At 46.0% G+C, this 20203-nt stretch carries 15 protein-coding genes; 13 read left to right on the forward strand and 2 right to left on the reverse strand.

Translation table 11 applies throughout. The features are described 5' to 3' along the window. Positions 1 to 9: 9 nt before the first annotated feature. Positions 10 to 2808 (reverse strand): two-component sensor histidine kinase BarA, encoded by a 2799-nt coding sequence (gene barA / locus ACF8CV_RS17750; protein ID WP_138938650.1) that lies wholly within the window; start codon positions 2806 to 2808, stop codon positions 10 to 12. Between the two features lie 193 nt (positions 2809 to 3001). On the opposite strand from barA, the gene rlmD reads away from it, so the two are divergent. The 13 genes from rlmD (at position 3002) to rpoS (ending at position 17539) form a co-directional block, all read left to right on the forward strand. Continuing rightward, positions 3002 to 4321, forward strand: a complete 1320-nt coding sequence (gene rlmD / locus ACF8CV_RS17755; RefSeq protein WP_138938649.1) for a 23S rRNA (uracil(1939)-C(5))-methyltransferase RlmD — start codon at positions 3002 to 3004, stop codon at positions 4319 to 4321. A gap of 124 nt (positions 4322 to 4445) precedes the next feature. Next, positions 4446 to 6665 (forward strand): GTP diphosphokinase, encoded by a 2220-nt coding sequence (gene relA / locus ACF8CV_RS17760; RefSeq protein WP_392417376.1) that lies wholly within the window; start codon positions 4446 to 4448, stop codon positions 6663 to 6665. A gap of 224 nt (positions 6666 to 6889) precedes the next feature. Next, positions 6890 to 7681, forward strand: a complete 792-nt coding sequence (mazG, locus tag ACF8CV_RS17765; protein WP_086495212.1) for a nucleoside triphosphate pyrophosphohydrolase — start codon at positions 6890 to 6892, stop codon at positions 7679 to 7681. 218 nt (positions 7682 to 7899) lie between these two features. Next, positions 7900 to 9540: a CTP synthase gene (locus tag ACF8CV_RS17770; protein WP_005455581.1), complete on the forward strand. Its 1641-nt coding sequence runs from the start codon at positions 7900 to 7902 to the stop codon at positions 9538 to 9540. A gap of 78 nt (positions 9541 to 9618) precedes the next feature. Then, entirely contained in the window at positions 9619 to 10920 is a 1302-nt protein-coding gene (eno, locus tag ACF8CV_RS17775; protein ID WP_005455579.1) for a phosphopyruvate hydratase, read from the forward strand. Between the two features lie 637 nt (positions 10921 to 11557). Next, positions 11558 to 11839 (forward strand): cell division protein FtsB, encoded by a 282-nt coding sequence (ftsB, locus tag ACF8CV_RS17780; RefSeq protein WP_005455577.1) that lies wholly within the window; start codon positions 11558 to 11560, stop codon positions 11837 to 11839. Between the two features lies 1 nt (position 11840). After that, positions 11841 to 12545 carry a 2-C-methyl-D-erythritol 4-phosphate cytidylyltransferase gene (gene ispD / locus ACF8CV_RS17785; RefSeq protein WP_005455574.1) on the forward strand — a complete coding sequence of 235 codons (705 nt, stop codon included), beginning with the start codon at positions 11841 to 11843 and terminating at the stop codon, positions 12543 to 12545. A gap of 17 nt (positions 12546 to 12562) precedes the next feature. Further along, positions 12563 to 13039: a 2-C-methyl-D-erythritol 2,4-cyclodiphosphate synthase gene (gene ispF, locus ACF8CV_RS17790; RefSeq protein WP_005455572.1), complete on the forward strand. Its 477-nt coding sequence runs from the start codon at positions 12563 to 12565 to the stop codon at positions 13037 to 13039. Between the two features lie 46 nt (positions 13040 to 13085). Next, positions 13086 to 14129, forward strand: coding sequence for a tRNA pseudouridine(13) synthase TruD (truD, locus tag ACF8CV_RS17795; protein ID WP_138938648.1), 1044 nt, complete (start codon positions 13086 to 13088; stop codon positions 14127 to 14129). Then, the gene (surE, locus tag ACF8CV_RS17800; RefSeq protein WP_029806786.1) at positions 14129 to 14905 is read left to right on the forward strand and encodes a 5'/3'-nucleotidase SurE; all 777 of its coding nucleotides are present in this window, start codon (positions 14129 to 14131) and stop codon (positions 14903 to 14905) included. Before truD ends, surE begins: the two co-directional genes overlap by 1 nt. Beyond that, a complete protein-coding gene (locus tag ACF8CV_RS17805; protein WP_005455562.1) occupies positions 14905 to 15531 on the forward strand; it encodes a protein-L-isoaspartate(D-aspartate) O-methyltransferase in 627 nt (208 codons plus the stop codon). The genes surE and ACF8CV_RS17805 overlap by 1 nt, the downstream gene beginning before the upstream one ends. 14 nt (positions 15532 to 15545) lie before the next feature. Continuing rightward, positions 15546 to 16469 carry a peptidoglycan DD-metalloendopeptidase family protein gene (locus ACF8CV_RS17810; RefSeq protein ID WP_005455560.1) on the forward strand — a complete coding sequence of 308 codons (924 nt, stop codon included), beginning with the start codon at positions 15546 to 15548 and terminating at the stop codon, positions 16467 to 16469. Between the two features lie 80 nt (positions 16470 to 16549). Then, positions 16550 to 17539, forward strand: coding sequence for an RNA polymerase sigma factor RpoS (gene rpoS, locus ACF8CV_RS17815; protein WP_005478537.1), 990 nt, complete (start codon positions 16550 to 16552; stop codon positions 17537 to 17539). 78 nt (positions 17540 to 17617) lie between these two features. On the opposite strand, the gene mutS is transcribed toward rpoS, so the two are convergent. Next, complete coding sequence (gene mutS, locus ACF8CV_RS17820; RefSeq protein ID WP_025535213.1) at positions 17618 to 20179, reverse strand: DNA mismatch repair protein MutS; 2562 nt, start codon at positions 20177 to 20179, stop codon at positions 17618 to 17620. Positions 20180 to 20203: the final 24 nt, after the last annotated feature.

Raw genomic sequence — 20203 nt, forward strand, 5'->3', positions numbered from 1 at the left:
GTCAGAATGCTACTGCTCTAGATAAAGTTTTGCGGTGGTGGTGACCTTAATCATTTCATCTTGCAGTTCAAACATTTCAGGTTCAATTTCCTCAATGCTGGCTCCTGAACGAAGTGCGTGTTCAAGCGTAGCACAGAGAGATTTTAGCCTTGGTACGCCACAATAAGAGCTACTGCCGTGCAGTTTGTGGATCACATGAATTAACTCTTCACGCGAATAATCGTTTTGCTCAAGTGCGTGGTCGACAACTTCTTCTACTTCTGGAATGAAATCGATCAACATACGCAGCATATCTTTGGCTAAGTCTTCCTTATTCGCGCTCTGTTTCAATGCGGTTTGCCAGTCAATAATCACATCCGGTTGTGTATTTTCAGCTGTGGCAGGAGCTTCACTTGCTGGTTCATCGACGTAGGACGGCGCAACTTTCCCTATGCTTTCTGTACAGGTATTCGGATTCCAGTGGACCAACACTTGTTGCAGTACATGCTCTTCAATTGGTTTGGTGAGGTAATCATCCATACCTGCTGCGAGTAGGCGGTCGCGCTCTCCGGCCATAGCGTGCGCGGTAACGGCGATCACTGGTGTGTCTTTGTTTAGCTCAAGCTCTTTGATGTTCTGACAAGCGGTCACGCCATCCATTAATGGCATTTGGATGTCCATAAAGATCAGGTCGTATTTCTTCTCGGTAGCGAGATTTACGGCTTGCTGACCATTGCTACAAGCCGTTACGGTTTCAACCCTTTCTTTCAGTAGTGCTGAAATCAGTTTTAGGTTTGCAGGGTTATCATCCACCGCGAGCACTGTCAGTGGCAGTCGTTCGCTTTCTTCTGTTGCAACAGGAGCGGCAATAGCTTGAGGTGCTTCAACATGTTCATTGATCAAACTTTGCAGCAGCTTACGGCGTGATAGCGGTTTGGTTAAGCACTGGATTTGATGCTCGGTCATGATTTGGTCGGCAAGCGCTAATTCGGTGCTCGGTGTACCCATGATGACACTTGGTGCCATGCGCTTCGCTTGCTCAATCCAAGCAGCGACTGATTGCTCGTCATAAGTTTGGTTAGCTGCCAAGTTCAGCAATACGTAATCGTAGTGCTCTTCGTTCTCTGGTAAGGAAGAACGATAGGTCACGAGAATACCTTCTTGACTCAAGATCTGCTGAGTCACCGATGCCGCTTGCATGTTTGGTTCTACCAACAGCAACTGTTTGCCTGTTAGTAGCTCGACTTCAATCAGATCGCTCATTGGCATTTCTGTCGAGTTGAGGCGAAGCGTAAACCAGAATGTCGAACCTTGGTGAAGACGACTGGTCAAACTGATTTCGCCGCCCATCTGACTAACCAGTTTCTGGGTGATAACCAAGCCCAGACCCGTACCACCATATCGACGAGAGATGCTGGCATCCGCTTGGCTGAATGCTTGGAATAACTGCGCTTGTTGACGCTCTGAAATACCGATACCGGTGTCTCGCACCATAAATTGCAGCTCAACCGAGTCACCTGCTTGTGAACGCATTTCGACGCTAACATCGATGTTTCCGCGCTCAGTAAACTTAATGGAGTTCCCCACCAAGTTAGTCAAAATTTGTTGGATACGTAGCGGGTCTCCGACTAGACCTGGCGGGATCTTCGGATCCACTTTCAAGGTGATCTCCAGACCTTTCTCATGCGCGCTGGTGGCTTGTAGGTTGATTACTTCTTCTAAGCTTTCGCGGAAATCAAATGGAATGTTTTCCAACGCCAACTTACCGGCTTCCAATTTCGAGAAATCGAGAATGTCATTGATGATGTTCAGTAGGTTGTTTGCGGACTTCTCAATGGTTTGCAAGTAGTCGGTTTGGCTATTAGAAAGCTGCGTTTTGAGCATTTGACGAGTAAAGCCAATTACACCATTCAATGGCGTACGTAATTCGTGCGACATATTGGCCAAAAATTCTGACTTCACACGTGCGGCTTCTTGTGCGCGCTTCTTCGCAATATCGAGCTCAACGTTTTGAATTTCTAACTGTTCCAAGGTTTCGCGTAGGTCTGACGTGGCTTGGTCTATACTGTGCTGCATCTCGACGTGGTATTCCGATAGCGAAACCGCCATGGCGTTGATACCGTTTTTCAGTTGGTCTAACTCGCCGTGCATTTTGCCTTCGATACGCACATCCAAGTGACCACGACGAATGCGATCAACGACGTTTTTCATGTGCGTGATTGGTTGGGTAACATCATGCATTAAGCGGGAAGCAAACACGCTAGCAAGCCCAAGACCAAGGATCAAAACAAGGAAAGCGGAGAAGACTTCTTGGTATTGCTGCAAGCGTAAAGAAGAAAGATCCATTTCTACCGCGATGTAGCCAATGGCTTTCGTGCCTTGGTTTTCGTTAGACAGTTCTGATAAATAGTGTCCTTCCGACAAAATCGGCACACGCAGGATCAGGGAGTTCTCATAGATTTCCGAATTTCCCAGCTTTGGGATCGGCTTATCTTTTGGGAACATCAGAGCTTCAAAATTAGGATGGAAGTTTGACGTGACGAACAGTTCATGGTGCTCATCAAATACGGCAATACTGCGAACGAGTTTGGAATTTTTACGGTGCGCGTAGCTAATCAGGCGACGTACGGCTTCACGGCTTTCAGCAAGTAGGTGAGATTCACTGGCGATCGCAAGAGGTTCAATAATGCTATTGCCCGTAGTGATAACTTGTTTCTCTAGGTCCTGATAGCGATTAAAGGAGAAAAAGCCGCTCAGTAATAAACCAATAATGAGAGTGGGAGCGAGAGTCAGCGTAATTACACGTGCTCGTAAGCCATATCTGGTCATGTTATCTAATTACATCGGAGTCTGGATATGGGAAAATAACGCATTATTTCTCAAGAGTAGTCATACTGCCTTGAGCAAAGAAGTGACGTCACCGGATAAACGGTAAGCATAATCAAGTCACTCGAATCACACAACGGCTGCAATCAAGAATAGTGAAGCAGCAGAGCAATTAGACACTAATCAGGCACAGAGCATGGCACGTATCTTTCAACCTAAAAAGAAAACGCAATTAAACACTCGTCACCAAGCGGTACAAGTAGAGCGTTTGGATCACCACGGCGCAGGTATGGCTTACCTTAAAAAGAAACCGTTGTTCATTGACGGCGCATTACCAGGTGAAGAAGTGGTGACGCAATTGGTGGAAGAGAAGAGCAAATTTGCTCGCGGCAAGCTGATTAAAATCCTAAAGCCAAGCGACGCGCGCGTTGAGCCATTTTGTCCGCATTATCATGAATGTGGCGGTTGCGATTTGCAGCACCTTAATTATGACCAACAATTGACGCACAAACAGCAGACGCTGCGTCAGTTAATGCGAAAATTTGCTGGCAGTGACATTGAGTTGGATGCGCCAGTATTGGGCGAGTCTTTAGGTTACCGACGTCGTGCTCGCGTGAGCTTGTTTGTCGATAAGAAAACGCGTCAGTTGCACTTCGGCTTCCGCAAAAAGCAAAGCAAGCAAATTGCGCAAGTGACGGATTGTCCGGTATTGGCTCCTGAGTTGAATGCGCTATTGCTTGAGATTTATTCGGTGCTAACAGCGTTCAAAAAGCCAGAGCAATTGGGGCATGTAGAACTGGTGTTGGGTGACAACGGGCCTTGTATCACGCTGCGACACTTAAGTAATTTGGCCGATGAAGACGTCAGTGCATTACTTGAATTAGCGACACGCCATCAAGCCTCGTTGTATCTGATGCCAGAAACTGACCAACTTAACTTAGTTGCAGGTGAGGTGCCTTTCTATCAAGAAGCGGGCGTAAAAATCCCTTTTGCACCGAACAACTTTATTCAGGTCAACCAAGCGGTTAACCAGAAAATGGTGGAACAAGCGATTGAGTGGTTAGACCCTCAAAATGACGAACGAGTGTTAGATTTGTTCTGTGGATTAGGCAACTTCAGCTTGCCGATCGCAAAGCGTGCTAAACATGTCGTTGGCGTAGAAGGTGTGGCTGAGATGGTCGAAAAAGCCTCAAATAATGCATCTTTGAACCAAATCAATAACGCGCAATTTTATCACGCTAACCTTGAGCAGGATTTTGACGGCCAAGCTTGGGCTGCAGAAAATTTTGACAAAGTATTGCTGGACCCTGCACGAGCAGGAGCGAGTGGGATCATCGATCAAGTTTCTGCGCTTGGCGCTCAGCGTGTAGTTTATGTTTCTTGTAATCCTGCTACCCTTGCAAGGGATAGTCAGAGCTTGCTAGAGCAAGGCTATCAACTAACCAAATTAGGTATGCTGGACATGTTCCCTCATACCAGCCATCTAGAATCGATGGCACTGTTTGAAAAGTCTTAACTTTTAGGACTTTGGCCGCTTACTTGTGGTGGGCGGTCATAAAGCCAACACTCAACGTGGAGGCAAAGAACTAACCTGGACGGTGTTAGTCAAACCACACAAATATAATAATTAGGATGATGAGATGGTTGCGGTAAGAAGCGCGCATTTAAACCAAAATGAACAGTTTGAACTTGAAAACTGGGTGGCTAGCCTAGGACAAGAGAAAAGCACAGCATCACGCTTAATCGAAGTTTATCGAGATTGCCAAACGATTTTGGCGGGTCACGAACAAGCCGAACTCCTGTTGTGGAGAGGACGAGAGATGATCGAAATTCTGATCACCTTGTCGATGGACAAAGCAACATTAGTGGCGGCTCAACTGTTTCCTTTGGTTTCAAGTGGTGCTTTCAACAGAGAACTTCTTGAAGAAAAATACAGCAAAGAAATCATTAAGCTCATTGATGGCGTAGAAGAAATGGCCGCTATCGGTCAGCTTAACGTCACGATGGAAGGCAGCGCTGCGTCGTCTCAAGTAGACAACGTTCGTCGCATGCTGCTTGCCATGGTGGATGATTTTCGTTGCGTTGTCATCAAGCTAGCAGAACGAATTTGCAACCTTATTGAAGTCAAAAAAGCGCCGGACGAAGTTCGACGTGCTGCGGCGAAAGAGTGTGCCAACATTTATGCTCCACTGGCTAACCGCCTAGGTATCGGTCAGCTTAAGTGGGAAATCGAAGATTACGCTTTCCGTTATCAACAACCGGACACTTACAAGCAAATTGCAAAGCAGCTTGCTGAGCGTCGTATTGTCCGTGAGCAATACATCAAAGATTTTGTCGAAGACTTATCTCAAGAGATGAAAGCTTGTGGCATTAATGCTGAAGTCAGTGGTCGTCCTAAACACATCTACAGCATTTGGCGAAAAATGCAGAAGAAGAGTCTGGCGTTTGATGAATTGTTTGACGTGCGTGCAGTACGTATCATCGCCGACAAACTGCAAGATTGTTATGCTGCGTTAGGTGTGGTTCATACCAAATACAAGCACTTACCGAGTGAGTTCGACGACTACGTTGCAAACCCAAAACCAAACGGTTACCAATCGATTCACACCGTGATTCTTGGCCCTGAAGGCAAAACCATCGAGATTCAAATTCGTACCAAGCAAATGCACGAAGAATCTGAGCTGGGCGTTGCCGCACACTGGAAATACAAAGAAGGTGCGAGCAGCCGCAGTGGTTACGATGAGAAAATTACCTGGCTGCGTAAACTATTGGATTGGCAAGAAGAAATGTCCGATTCTGGTGAGATGTTGGATGAACTCCGAAGCCAAGTCTTCGATGACCGCGTCTACGCATTTACACCACGTGGCGATGTTATCGACTTACCAATGGGGGCAACTCCACTAGACTTTGCCTACCACATTCACTCAGAAGTCGGGCATCGTTGTATTGGCGCCAAAGTTGGTGGCCGAATCGTGCCGTTCACCCACAAACTCCACATGGGCGATCAGGTCGAAATCATCACTGCAAAAGAGCCAAACCCATCGCGAGACTGGCTAAATCCATCACTAGGCTTTGTTCACTCAGGTCGTGCTCGTGCGAAGATCAACGCTTGGTTTCGTAAACAGAGTCGAGAGAAAAACCTCGAAGCGGGACGTGAAATCCTCGAACACGAGTTGGTGAAGATTGGTGCGACGTTAAAAGATGCAGAGCATTACGCCCTAAAACGCTTCAACGTCAACACGCCGGATGAACTCTACGTCGGTGTAGGCAGTGGCGACCTGCGTATCAATCAGATCATCAACCACATTAATGCACTGGTGAATAAACCAACCGCGGAAGAAGAGGATCAGCAAGCGCTAGAAAAACTTCAAGAAGCCGAGCACAAAGCACCAGCGCAAAGTCGCCCGAAAAAAGACGCGGTAGTAGTAGAAGGTGTTGATAACCTAATGACGCACCTAGCTCGCTGTTGTCAGCCAATTCCAGGTGATGACATTTGTGGTTACATCACCCAAGGCCGAGGCATCTCAGTGCACCGCAGTGACTGTGAACAGCTCGAAGAACTGCGTCATCACGCACCAGAACGTATCATTGATACCGTATGGGGCAGTGGATTTGTAGGGTCATACATCCTCACCGTGCGTGTCGAAGCGATGGAGCGAGGCGGTCTATTGAAAGACATCACCACACTATTTGCCAACGAGAAAATCAAAGTGACCAGCATGAAGAGCCGTGTCGATTACCGTCGTCAGCTCGCCATCATGGACTTTGATCTTGAGGTGACCAATATTGAGGTGCTCTCTCGCGTTTCGAAACGTGTCGAGCAGATTAAGGATGTTATGTCGGTAAAACGCTTAGGCTAACTTTCACGTCGTACTTGTCACTTTTACTGCGTTAACTGCGTTTACTCCGGAGTGCCAGCCCAGGCTCATCACATAGGCGAGCTATGCTCAGGAGTCGCGAAAACTTGTTGCCTTGTCAAAGTAACAATTACTTAGTGAAAGCTGCTGAGAAAATATAATGTAGAAGGTGAGTGGTTTTGGCTGCTCACCTTTTTCTTTAGATAGAAAGGTTTAAAGGAACGAAAATGAGTCATCCAATTGAACAATTAGAACAAATCATGGCGAAGTTACGTGACCCAGAAAGCGGTTGCCCTTGGGACTTAAAACAAACCTTTGACACCATCGTTCCGCACACCATCGAAGAAACCTACGAAGTGGTGGATGCGATTCAGAATCGTGATTGGCCAAATCTGAAAGAAGAGCTAGGTGATTTGTTGTTCCAGGTGATTTTTTACAGTCAATTAGCGAAAGAGCAAGGGCTGTTCGAATTTTCGGATGTGGTCGAAACCGTGAACGAAAAACTGACGCGTCGCCATCCGCATGTTTTTTCGGATGTTGAGTTTGAGTCTGACGAGGAAATTAACGCTAACTGGGAAGCGGAAAAAGCAAAAGAAAAAGCGCAAGTAGGCAAAGCTGAAGAAAGTATCCTAGACTCAATACCAAACTCTTTGCCGGCGCTTTCTCGTGCTACAAAGATTCAGAAAAAATGCGCGAAATACGGATTCGATTGGGATTCGCTTGGGCCAGTAGTCAGTAAGGTTCAAGAAGAAGTGGATGAGGTGATGGAAGAAGCGCTTCAAATCGATCCAGATGAAGAGAAAGTCGAACTTGAGTTAGGGGACTTGTTGTTTGCCACGGTCAACTTAGCACGTCATCTTGGCAAAGACCCAGAAGTGGCATTAAGCAAAGCGAACATTAAGTTTGCCAAGCGTTTTAAGCAAGTTGAAGGTAAGGTCGTGCAATCAGGAAGAACACTCACCGAGTGTACGTTGTCAGAACTCGACAATTTTTGGAATAAAGTGAAAAAAGAAGAGTGAAGTTGCAGACAAAATAGTCACAGCGCGATTTATGGGACAAGTCTGACTCAGAACATAAATAAGCACTTTGCTTTGTCTCTACCCACTTTGATTTGAAGCAAAAAATAAAAAATTACGGTGTGATAGATTTCACGTTGTGGCGGTAAGGAGCTTCTGGTATATTTATCTCCCGTCCAGAAGCACTCCATTTCCCTCATTCAACCAATTTCAGGTTAAACATGACGACAAATTACATTTTTGTTACTGGCGGGGTTGTATCCTCTCTAGGTAAAGGTATTGCAGCAGCATCTCTTGCAGCTATTCTAGAAGCTCGTGGTCTTAAAGTGACTATGATGAAGCTTGACCCTTACATCAACGTTGATCCAGGCACAATGAGCCCAACTCAGCACGGTGAAGTGTTCGTTACGGAAGATGGCGCAGAGACTGACCTTGACCTTGGTCACTACGAGCGTTTCATCCGTACCAAAATGACCAAGCGTAACAACTTCACTGCAGGTCGTGTTTATGCCGACGTACTTCGTAAAGAACGTCGTGGTGACTACCTAGGCGCAACAATTCAAGTTATCCCTCATATCACTAACGCTATCAAAGACCGCGTAATTGCAGGTTCTGAAGGCCACGATATTGCTATCGTTGAAGTTGGTGGTACGGTAGGTGATATCGAATCGCTACCATTTATGGAAGCAATCCGTCAGCTAGCAGTAGAACTTGGCCGTGAACGCGCAATGTTCATGCATCTAACTCTTGTTCCTTACCTAGCAGCAGCTGGCGAAGTGAAAACTAAACCGACTCAGCACTCTGTTAAAGAGCTACTGTCTATCGGTATCCAACCAGACATCCTAGTTTGCCGCAGCGATCGCATGATCCCAGCGAACGAGCGTAAGAAGATTGCACTTTTCTGTAACGTTCCTGAGAAAGCGGTAATCTCAATGAAGGACGTAGATTCAATCTACAAGATCCCTCAACTTGTTAAGTCTCAAGGTCTTGATGACCTAGTGTGTACTCGTTTCGGTATTGATGCGCCAGAAGCTGACCTTTCTGAATGGGAACAGGTTATCTACGAAGAAGCGAATCCAACAGGTGAAGTAACTATCGGTATGGTCGGTAAATACATCGAACTACCAGATGCGTACAAATCTGTGAACGAAGCACTTAAGCACGCAGGCTTGAAAAACCGTCTAAACGTAACCATTAAGTACGTAGACTCTCAAGACATCGAAACTAAAGGCGTTGAGCTTCTAGAAGGTCTAGACGCTATCCTAGTTCCAGGTGGTTTCGGTGATCGTGGTGTTGAAGGCAAGATCCGTGCGGCTCAATACGCACGTGAAAACAAAGTGCCTTATCTAGGTATCTGTCTAGGTATGCAAGTTGCCCTTATTGAATACGCGCGTAACGTTGCGGGTATGGAAGGTGCACATTCAACAGAATTTAACAAAGACACGAAGTACCCTGTGGTAGGTTTGATCACAGAATGGGTTGATGAAACAGGTAACGTGGAAGAGCGTACTGAATCATCTGATCTTGGCGGTACGATGCGTCTAGGTTCTCAGCTATGTCACCTAGAAAAAGGTACAAAAGCTCGTGAACTGTACGGTAGCGCGACGATCCATGAACGTCACCGTCACCGTTACGAAGTGAACAACGTTCTTCGTCCACAAATTGAAAAAGCAGGTCTTAAAGTGTCAGGCCTATCTGCGGACAAGAAGCTAGTGGAAATGATTGAGAACCCAGCTCACCCATGGTTTGTAGCGGCTCAGTTCCACCCTGAATTCACATCGACTCCTCGCGATGGTCACCCATTGTTTGCAGGTTTCGTTAAGGCTGCGGGTCAATACTCACGCGGCGAATTCGAGAAGTAAAAGGATACGGGCGGCGGCGAAGGTTGTGCTGCTGCCCTTTAAAATTGACATTTATATTTGAAACGAGAGGAAACATTAATGTCTAAGATCGTTAAAGTTCTAGGTCGTGAAATCATCGACTCACGTGGTAACCCAACTGTAGAAGCTGAAGTACACCTAGAAGGCGGTTTCGTAGGTATGGCGGCAGCTCCATCTGGCGCATCTACTGGTTCTCGCGAAGCTCTTGAGCTACGTGACGGTGACAAAGCACGTTTCCTAGGTAAAGGTGTTCTTAAAGCAATTGAAGCTGTAAACGGCCCAATCGCTGAAGCTCTAGTTGGCAAAGACGCTAAAGACCAAGCTGCAATCGACGCAGTAATGATCGAACTAGACGGCACTGAAAACAAATCTAAATTCGGTGCGAACGCTATCCTAGCAGTTTCTCTAGCAAACGCTAAAGCTGCAGCAGCAGCGAAAGGCATGCCTCTATACGAGCACATCGCTGAGCTAAACGGTACTGCTGGTCAGTTCTCTATGCCTCTACCAATGATGAACATCATCAACGGTGGTGAGCACGCAGACAACAACGTTGACATTCAAGAGTTCATGATTCAACCAGTTGGCGCTGCAACTCTTAAAGAAGCTGTACGCATGGGTGCGGAAGTATTCCACAACCTAGCTAAAGTTCTTAAGTCTAAAGGCTACAACACAGCTGTTGGTGACGAAGGTGGTTTCGCTCCTAACCTTAAATCTAACGCTGAAGCTCTAGAAGTTATCGCAGAAGCTGTTGCTGCTGCTGGTTACGAGCTAGGCAAAGACGTTACTCTAGCTATGGACTGTGCTGCATCTGAGTTCTTCGACAAAGAAGCTGGCATCTACAACATGAAAGGTGAAGGCAAAACTTTCACTTCTGAAGAGTTCAACCACTACCTAGCTGGTCTAGTTGAGCAATTCCCAATCGTATCTATCGAAGACGGTCTAGACGAGTCTGACTGGGATGGTTTCGCACACCAAACTCAACTTCTAGGCGACAAGATCCAACTAGTTGGTGACGATCTATTCGTTACAAACACTAAGATCCTAGCTGAAGGTATCGAGAAAGGCATCGCTAACTCAATCCTAATCAAGTTCAACCAAATCGGTTCTCTAACTGAGACTCTAGCTGCAATCAAGATGGCTAAAGACGCAGGTTACACAGCAGTAATCTCTCACCGTTCTGGCGAAACTGAAGATGCAACTATCGCTGACCTAGCGGTAGGTACAGCTGCAGGTCAAATCAAAACTGGTTCTATGAGCCGTTCTGACCGTGTTGCTAAGTACAACCAACTAATCCGTATCGAGGAAGCTCTAGGTGAGCGTGCTCCTTTCAACGGTCTTAAAGAAGTTAAAGGCCAAGCTTAATTCTTATTGAATTAGTTTAGTTAAATAGCTTTTTGAAACCCTCGCTAAGGCGGGGGTTTTTGTTTATTGGCGTATGTTTAAAAGCAGATGGTTAAGAGCGATGAGCTGTTTTGACCGTGTTGCTGCTATACCTAAAAGAAAGCAACCAACTAATCCGTATTGAGGAAGCTCTAGGTGAGCGCGCTCCTTTCAACGGTCTTAAAGAAGTTAAAGGCCAAGCTTAATTCTTATTGAATTAGTTTAGCTAAATAGCTTTTTGAAACCCTCGCTAAGGCGGGGGTTTTTGTTTATTGGCGTATGTTTAAAAGCAGATGCTTAAGAACGATGAGCTATTTTGACCGTGTTGCTGCTATACCTAAAAGAAAGCAACCAACTCATCTGTATCTAGCAAGCTCTTAGTTAGCTAACTGCCCTGATTTCTCAGGTAATTGAAACCGAATCTTCCTCTTTCTAGCACGTAAACGGTTCTTTACTTTCTCGATTAAAGAGTGCCATCGAACTTAGGCATTTTTTATTTTCGTGCTTATTTCCTGTAAGGAGCGTGTGAGTCTCCCTTTATCCCCTAGAGGCAACTCGGCATTTATGCTATATATGTCACCTTATCTAATTCCTTCCGGTACAGAATGTTAGCAGCGATATGCGAATCTTTGTTATAGCCCTTACGTTACTGTTTGGTTGGCTTCAATACACTCTATGGTTTGGTAAAAACGGGGTGTCTGACTACTACACAGTAAAAGATGAAATTGAAGTTCAACAGCAGGTGAACAGCAAGCTACAAGCTCGCAATAATGAAATGTTTGCTGAGATAGATGACTTAAAGCAAGGACTTGATGCGATTGAAGAAAGAGCTCGTCATGAACTTGGCTTGGTGAAAGAAGGAGAGACCTTCTACCGCATAGTTGGTGAGGAAAACCCGTAAGATGTCAGAGAACGTTTCATCTCATATCGCTATTGTACCTGCGGCTGGTGTTGGTAGCCGAATGAAAGCAGATCGACCTAAACAGTATTTGTTAATCGATGGAAAAACGGTATTGGAACATACCGTAGAGAAACTGCTTGCTCACCCTCAAATCGCGAAAGTTGTGGTTGCGATTACAGAAGGTGACCCATACTACCCTGAACTATCGATTGCCCAGCACCCAGACGTAATACGTGTCGCTGGTGGTAAAGAAAGAGCCGATTCAGTGCTTTCAGGGCTAAACTATGTAAGTGCGCAGCTTCCGTGTGAATGGGTTCTGGTCCATGATGCCGCGAGACCTTGCGTAACATTAAACGATATTGATCGTCTGATAGATGTTTGTTGTGCTCATCCTACTGGTGGCATTCTTGCCTCGCCCGTGAGAGATACAATGAAACGAGCGAACAAAGAAAACAACATCGATCATACCGTAGACAGAGAAGCATTGTGGCATGCACTGACTCCACAAATGTTTAAAACTCAGCAGCTAACAAGAGCACTGGCAGACGCATTGCAGCAAGGTGTTGCGATCACTGATGAAGCATCGGCTTTAGAGTGGTTGGGAGAAACGCCAGCTTTAGTTCAAGGTAGTGCGAATAACATTAAAATTACTCAGCCAGAAGATCTCGCCTTAGCCGAGTTTTATCTTAGCCGCGAGCGCGGTTAGAAAATAAAGGATAAAAAATGATTCGAATTGGTCATGGTTTCGACGTACACAAATTTGGCGGTGAAGGCCCTGTGATTATTGGTGGTGTTGCAATTCCTTACGAACAAGGCCTGATTGCGCACTCAGACGGCGACGTTGCTCTGCATGCTCTCACTGACGCTTTGTTAGGTGCGATTGCTGCGGGTGATATTGGTCGTCATTTTCCAGATACCGACGATAAATGGAAAGGTGCAAACAGCCGCGAATTATTGAAAGACGTTTACCGTCGAGTAAAAGAACAAGGCTACCGCCTTGGTAATGCAGACGTCACCATCATGGCGCAAGCGCCGAAAATGGCGCCTTACATTGATGCAATGTGTGCAGCCATTGCCGAAGATCTAGAAACCGATATTAGCAACATCAACGTAAAAGCAACGACGACAGAACGTCTTGGTTTTACTGGACGCAAAGAAGGCATTGCTACAGAAGCAGTCGTGCTTCTATTTAAGCAATAATCGAATAATTTGCTCCTTAAAGCTGCGTAAGCAGTGGAAATACATCATGTCAGATATTTTATCCTCATTGGCTTACCTCACAGGCAAGCCAGTCGCATCAGCAAAAATTAAAGCGCAACCAGAACACTTTCAGGTTCGCGAAGATTTGGGTTTTGCCTTCACGGGAGAAGGTGAACACTTAATGGTGCGCATTCGAAAAACAGGTGAGAACACCAGTTTCGTCGCTAACGAGCTAGCGAAAGCTTGTGGTGTTAAGTCTAAAGACGTTAGTTGGGCAGGCCTGAAAGATCGTCATGCAGTAACCGAACAATGGTTAAGTGTTCATCTGCCTAAAGGTGAGACTCCAGATTTTTCGACATTTTTGGCGCAATACCCAAGTATTGAAATTCTGGCGACCGATCGACACAACAAAAAACTGCGTCCTGGTGACTTAATCGGGAACGAGTTTGTGGTTACCTTGTCTGAAGTGACAGATGTGGCGGATGTAGAGCAACGCCTTGAAAAAGTTAAACAAGTTGGTGTGCCAAACTACTTTGGTAGCCAACGTTTTGGTAACGATGGAAATAACCTCGAGGAAGCCCGTCGTTGGGGGCGAGAAAACGTTCGTACGCGTAACCAAAACAAACGCAGCATGTACCTGTCTGCCGCGCGTTCATGGATCTTCAACCGCATCGTTTCTGCTCGTCTAGAAAATGGTGTGTTTGATAAATTCATCGATGGTGACATCGCACAGACATCACAAGGATTGTTGGCTGTTGATGCGAATAACCTTGCTGATATGCAAAACAAGCTTGCATTGAGTGACGTTGAGATTACTGCCGCTTTAGCGGGTGATAATGCGTTACCGACCCAAGCTGATGCACTTGCATTAGAACAACCATTTATTGATGAAGAACCTGATTTAATGGCTCTGATCCGTGGTAATCGTATGCGTCACGATCGTCGTGAAATCGCACTCAAACCAAAAGACTTAGCTTGGAACGTTGAAGGTAACAATATTACGTTGACCTTCTCACTCGATGCAGGCTCTTTTGCCACATCCATTGTTCGTGAGTTGGTGAATGAGGTCAAAGTAGAAAGAGAATACTAATGGAACTGGATTCACTAAATACAAAACCTTTAAGAATTCTAATTAGTAATGACGACGGTGTGCATGCTCAAGGAATTCACGCGTTAGCGGATGAGCTGAGAAGCATCGCGGAAGTGATCATTGTTGCCCCAGACCGAAATCGTTCTGGTGCATCAAACTCACTGACATTGGAACAGCCTCTGCGAGTCACAGAAATTGCTCCTAATACTTATTCGGTTCAAGGGACACCGACAGATTGCGTTCATTTTGCTCTAAATGAGCTGATGAAAGATGACCTGCCAGATCTTGTATTATCTGGCATTAATCATGGTGCAAATCTGGGGGATGACGTTCTGTACTCTGGTACCGTCGCTGCAGCAATGGAAGGGCACTTTCTTGGCGTGCAGGCCATTGCGTTTTCACTGGTTGGTAAACGTCATTTTGAGTCGGCTGCTAAAATTGCTCGACAGTTGGTTGAGCAACACTTGACAGCGCCAATCCCAACCAACCGTTTGTTGAACGTAAACGTACCTGATTTGCCTCTCGAGAGTCTTGGTGAAATCGAAGTGACCCGTTTGGGTGCTCGTCATCACGCAGAGAATATGATCAAGCAGAAAGATCCGCGTGGGCATGATATCTATTGGTTAGGGCCTCCGGGGAAAGAACAAGATGCGGGTGAAGGTACCGACTTTTATGCGATTGAGCACGGTCGAGTTTCTATTACCCCACTGCAAGTAGACCTTACGGCTCATGAGTCTCTGCGTGCGATGGATAGTTGGTTGAAGGAAGAGAAGTAATGAGTAACCCACATGCTGACAGGTTGATAGCGTTTCTTATCTCCAGTGGCATCAAAGATCAACGCGTTTTGGATGCAATGCATTGTTTACCGAGAGAGAGCTTTGTTTCTCAAGCGATGATGCACCAAGCCTACGATAACAATGCGCTACCGATTGGTCAGGGACAAACTATTTCTCAACCTTACATCGTCGCTCGCATGACCGAGCTGCTTGAGCTTCAACGTGCTAGTAACGTTTTGGAAATCGGAACCGGTTCTGGGTACCAAACCGCAGTTTTAGCACAAATCGTTGACCATGTTTATTCCGTTGAACGCATCAAATCTTTGCAATGGGAAGCGAAACGTCGTCTTAAGCAACTTGATATCTACAATGTCTCGACGAAGCATGGTGATGGCTGGTTAGGATGGGAAACGAAAGGTCCGTTTGACGCCATCATTGTTACCGCTGCTGCAGAAGTGATTCCCCAAGCGCTTCTCTCACAGCTAAAAGATGGCGGTAAAATGGTAATTCCTGTCGGAGATGCTGAGCAGCAACTACTTAGAATTGAACGCAAGGGTGACGAGTACCTTTCTACCGTTGTGGAAATGGTTCGATTTGTTCCTCTTGTCGCGGGTGATTTGGCTTAAGGATCTGAGGTTAGGTGAGTAAGTTACTGCGTCATATTGGTATTAGCTTTGTATTAGCTGCGGGACTCGTTGGTTGCGCGGCTCACTCACCTGCGCCTGTTTCCAGCCTAAAGAAGGATTATTCGAGCGTTGAGCGTGGCAGTTATAGAGGGAGTTACTACGAAGTAAAGAAAGGTGACACACTTTATTTTATTGCTTACGTCACAGATAAAGATGTAAATGATCTTGTACGTTACAACGAACTCTCTCAGCCTTACACCATTTATCCAGGTCAAAAGCTAAAACTTTGGGCTCCGAAATATGTCGCGCCAAAATATGGCCAAAAAGTTGAACCCGTTGTAGTACCTGTAGTTACAACGACACCGCCTCCAGTGGTGAAGCCAACGACGACGACAAAGCCTGTGACTTCAAGTAAAAACTCTAGTCAAAAGCCTACAACAACTCCGACTAAAGTCGCACAAAAAGAGCCGCCAAAGAAAGTTGAACAAACCAAAGCAAAGGAGTATGTTGGTTCAAAAGATAACCAACCTACTAAACCGAAGCCGCCAACAACGACGGTACAAAACGACAAAGTATCGAAGTGGTTGTGGCCGACAAAAGGGAGAGTAATCAAGAACTTCTCGGCGGGAGAACAGGGAAATAAAGGCATTGATATCGCAGGACAGCGTGGTCAGCCTATCGTTTCAACCGCAGCCGGCACGGTCGTTTATTCGGGTAATGCGCTAAGAGGTTATGGCAACCTAATTATAGTGAAGCATAACGACAATTATTTAAGCGCATACGCACATAACGACAAACTGTTGGTAACAGAAGGTCAGAGTGTAAAAAGCGGACAGAAAATTGCGACCATGGGTAGTTCAGGCGCAAAATCCGTCAAGCTGCACTTTGAAATTCGCTACCAAGGTAAATCAGTGAATCCAAAACGCTATTTACCGTAAGACTTTGAAAAACAACTTGCGAAATCATTTAGCGACATATTGAGTTGTCATGTCTTGCTAACTCGCCAGGGGGAGGCGTTATGAGTATCAGCAACACAGTATCCAAAGTTGAAGAGTTTGAATACGACAATGCGTCAGAGACGACCATTGATAATGAACTCGAAAAATCATCATCTACTACCGAAGGCAAAACAGCTGTCCGTGAAGAGTTTGACGCGAGCAGTAAAAGCCTAGACGCAACTCAATTGTATCTAGGTGAAATTGGCTTCTCACCTCTGCTTACTGCTGAAGAAGAAGTCCTTTACGCCCGCAGAGCATTGCGTGGTGATGAAGCGGCTCGTAAGCGCATGATCGAAAGTAACTTGCGTTTAGTAGTAAAAATTTCTCGTCGGTACAGCAACCGTGGCCTAGCGCTACTCGATCTTATTGAAGAAGGTAACCTCGGTTTGATCCGAGCGGTTGAAAAATTCGATCCAGAAAGAGGCTTCCGTTTCTCAACTTACGCAACATGGTGGATCCGTCAAACGATCGAACGTGCGTTGATGAACCAAACTCGCACCATTCGCTTGCCTATTCATGTCGTGAAAGAGCTGAACATTTATCTGCGTACTGCGCGTGAACTTTCTCAAAAGCTCGATCATGAACCAACTGCAGAAGAAATTGCTGCTCAATTAGATATACCAGTAGAAGATGTCAGCAAAATGCTGCGTCTTAACGAGCGTATTAGCTCCGTTGATACCCCAATTGGTGGTGACGGTGAAAAAGCGCTTCTGGATATTATTCCTGACGCAAACAACTCTGATCCAGAAGTGTCGACTCAAGATGATGACATCAAATCGTCTTTGATCCATTGGTTGGAAGAGTTGAATCCAAAACAAAAAGAAGTGCTTGCACGCCGTTTTGGTTTGCTTGGTTATGAGCCGTCTACGCTTGAAGAAGTGGGACGAGAGATTGGTCTTACCCGTGAGCGTGTACGTCAAATTCAAGTGGAGGGTTTACGTCGACTTCGTGAAATCCTAATTAAACAAGGCCTAAATATGGAAAACTTGTTTAACGTTGAAGACGATTAATACTAAGCTTTCTCGAAACACAAAGGGCTATGGATAACCATAGCCCTTTTCTGTTTTAGGGGAGATTAGATATTCTCGTTAAAGCATTTTCTTCAAACGATACAGCTCTTCAAGGGCTTGACGAGGTGTTAAGTCGTCTGGATCGATGTTTGATAACGCTTGTTCAATTTCGCTAGGTTCAGGGATTAAGCTGAGCTGATTTGCCACATCCACTGTGCTTGGACGAGGCGAGTCGCTAGCTTGGCCGAGTTGCTCTAGTTGAGACAGTTTAGTACGAGCATTTTTGATGACCGTTTTAGGTACGCCAGCTAAGCCCGCAACCGCCAAGCCGTATGATTTGCTTGCGGCGCCTTCTTGAACTGCGTGCATGAAAGCAATGCTGTCGCCATGTTCTACCGCATCTAGGTGAACATTCGCTAAGTTTGGTAGCAAGTTCGGTAATTCGGTTAGTTCAAAATAGTGCGTAGCGAAAAGTGTCATCGCGCCAATTTGTGTTGCAAGCCATTCGGCACTTGCCCATGCCAATGAAAGACCATCGTAAGTACTGGTACCTCGACCGATCTCATCCATTAACACCAAGCTGTTCTTGGTTGCGTTGTGGAGAATGTTGGCCGTTTCTGTCATCTCTACCATGAAGGTTGAACGACCTGATGCCAAGTCATCTGAAGCACCGATACGAGTAAAGATGCGATCCAATGAGCCAATTTGTGCTGACTCTGCAGGTACATAAGAGCCGATGTGAGCCATCAACGCAATTAGCGCAGTTTGGCGCATGTAGGTTGATTTACCCCCCATGTTTGGACCCGTGATGATGAGCATTTTACGGCTTGGGCTTAATTCTATTGGGTTAGCAATGAACGGGTCCGAGGTGACTTGCTCTACTACCGGGTGGCGACCTGCTTGAATGTGAATACCTGCGTCTTTAACTAGAGTAGGGCGGCAATAATCCAATGAGTCTGCGCGTTCTGCTAGGTTTTGTAACACGTCCATCTGTGAAACGGCAGAAGCTAGGTTTTGCATTTGTTCAAGATGAGGCATCAGCAAATCGAACAGCTCTTCCCACAGTTTTTTCTCTAGTGCGAGTGCTTTTGATTTTGAGTTCAGAACTTTGTCTTCATGCTCTTTAAGCTCAGGAATAATGTAGCGCTCGGCATTTTTCAGAGTTTGGCGACGCACGTAATGTGGCGGTACCAAATGGCTTTGGCCACGACTTACCTGAATGAAGAATCCATGTACGGCGTTGTAGCCAACTTTCAGCGTATCGATGCCATGACGCTCGCGTTCATCCGCTTCGAGCTTTTCTAGATACTCGGTTGCACCATCAGCGAGCTTGCGCCACTCATCCAATTCTTCGTTATAGCCTTCTGCAATCACACCACCATCGCGGATCACTACCGGCGGGTTTTCTTTGATAGCACGTTCAAGAAGCTCACATACCTCATCTATTGGCGCAGCATATTGAGCCAACTTCACTAGGTATGGATGAGTTAAGGATGCAGTGAGCGATTCTAGTTCAGGAAGTTGCTGCATGGCATGGCGTAGGCGAGCCATATCACGTGGACGAGCAGAACGTAGAGCAAGACGCGCTAAGATACGTTCAATATCGCCAATCTGTTTTAAAGTTGGCTGAAGATCGGTAAATAAGCCTTGATCTTTAATTTCACCAATCGCATCCAGGCGGTTGTTTAGCGTATCAATACAACGCATCGGTTGATGCAGCCAACGCTTTAACATGCGGCTGCCCATTGGGGTTGAGCAATGGTCGAGAACTGCGGCGAGTGTATTGTCCGTGCCGCCAGCTAAATTTTGGGTGATTTCTAGATTGCGACGCGTAGCAGCATCTAAAATTACGGAGTGATCTTGGCGATCAAACGTTAGTGAGCGGATATGTGGTAGAGCAGTGCGTTGTGTGTCTTTTACGTATTGGATCAAACAACCTGCGGCGCATAAACCAAGAGAGGCGTGCTCAACACCAAAACCGACAAGATCACGGGTGCCAAACTGCTGGTTCAGCTGTTGTTTGGCAGTATCTAGTTCAAACTCCCATACAGGGCGACGACGGTTACCGTTACGGTTCGACATCAAGTGGACTGGCTCGAAATCTTCAGGGAACAACAACTCACGCGGTGCGGTGCGTTGTAGTTCTGCCATCATGGATTCTTCGGTTTCTGGCTCCGTTAATTGAAAACGGCCAGAAGTAACGTCTAACGTCGCATAACCAAACTTACCGTTGTGATGGTAAATCGCAGCGATTAAGTTATCGAGACGTTCAGAAAGCAGTGCCTCATCGGTTACGGTGCCTGGCGTGACAATGCGTACTACTTTACGCTCAACAGGACCTTTGCTCGTCGCAGGATCCCCAATTTGTTCACAGATTGCGACTGACTCACCAAGCTGAACTAGTTTCGCGAGATACCCTTCCACTGCATGGAATGGCACTCCCGCCATAGGAATAGGTTCTCCGGCCGATGAACCGCGCTTGGTTAATGAAATATCAAGCAGTTGAGACGCTCGTTTCGCGTCATCATAGAAGAGTTCGTAGAAATCGCCCATGCGGTAGAACAGCAAAATTTCTGGGTTCTCAGCTTTTAGCTTGAGATATTGCTGCATCATCGGAGTGTGTTTTTGTTCAGCTTTCACAGGTAAGTTCTTTTGTTTATTTCC

The organism is Vibrio sp. zbq_1, assembly GCF_043102935.1.
GTDB classification, from domain to species: domain Bacteria; phylum Pseudomonadota; class Gammaproteobacteria; order Enterobacterales; family Vibrionaceae; genus Vibrio; species Vibrio parahaemolyticus.

Coding starts and splice junctions, on each gene's coding strand:
- ispF (WP_005455572.1), top strand. CDS start 12,563: ATGATTCGAATTGGTCATGGTTTCGACGTACACAAATTTGGCGGTGAA.
- eno (WP_005455579.1), top strand. CDS start 9,619: ATGTCTAAGATCGTTAAAGTTCTAGGTCGTGAAATCATCGACTCACGT.
- surE (WP_029806786.1), top strand. CDS start 14,129: ATGGAACTGGATTCACTAAATACAAAACCTTTAAGAATTCTAATTAGT.
- ispD (WP_005455574.1), top strand. CDS start 11,841: ATGTCAGAGAACGTTTCATCTCATATCGCTATTGTACCTGCGGCTGGT.
- ACF8CV_RS17770 (WP_005455581.1), top strand. CDS start 7,900: ATGACGACAAATTACATTTTTGTTACTGGCGGGGTTGTATCCTCTCTA.
- ftsB (WP_005455577.1), top strand. CDS start 11,558: ATGCGAATCTTTGTTATAGCCCTTACGTTACTGTTTGGTTGGCTTCAA.
- truD (WP_138938648.1), top strand. CDS start 13,086: ATGTCAGATATTTTATCCTCATTGGCTTACCTCACAGGCAAGCCAGTC.
- barA (WP_138938650.1), bottom strand. CDS start 2,808: ATGACCAGATATGGCTTACGAGCACGTGTAATTACGCTGACTCTCGCT.
- relA (WP_392417376.1), top strand. CDS start 4,446: ATGGTTGCGGTAAGAAGCGCGCATTTAAACCAAAATGAACAGTTTGAA.
- ACF8CV_RS17805 (WP_005455562.1), top strand. CDS start 14,905: ATGAGTAACCCACATGCTGACAGGTTGATAGCGTTTCTTATCTCCAGT.
- mazG (WP_086495212.1), top strand. CDS start 6,890: ATGAGTCATCCAATTGAACAATTAGAACAAATCATGGCGAAGTTACGT.
- rlmD (WP_138938649.1), top strand. CDS start 3,002: ATGGCACGTATCTTTCAACCTAAAAAGAAAACGCAATTAAACACTCGT.
- rpoS (WP_005478537.1), top strand. CDS start 16,550: ATGAGTATCAGCAACACAGTATCCAAAGTTGAAGAGTTTGAATACGAC.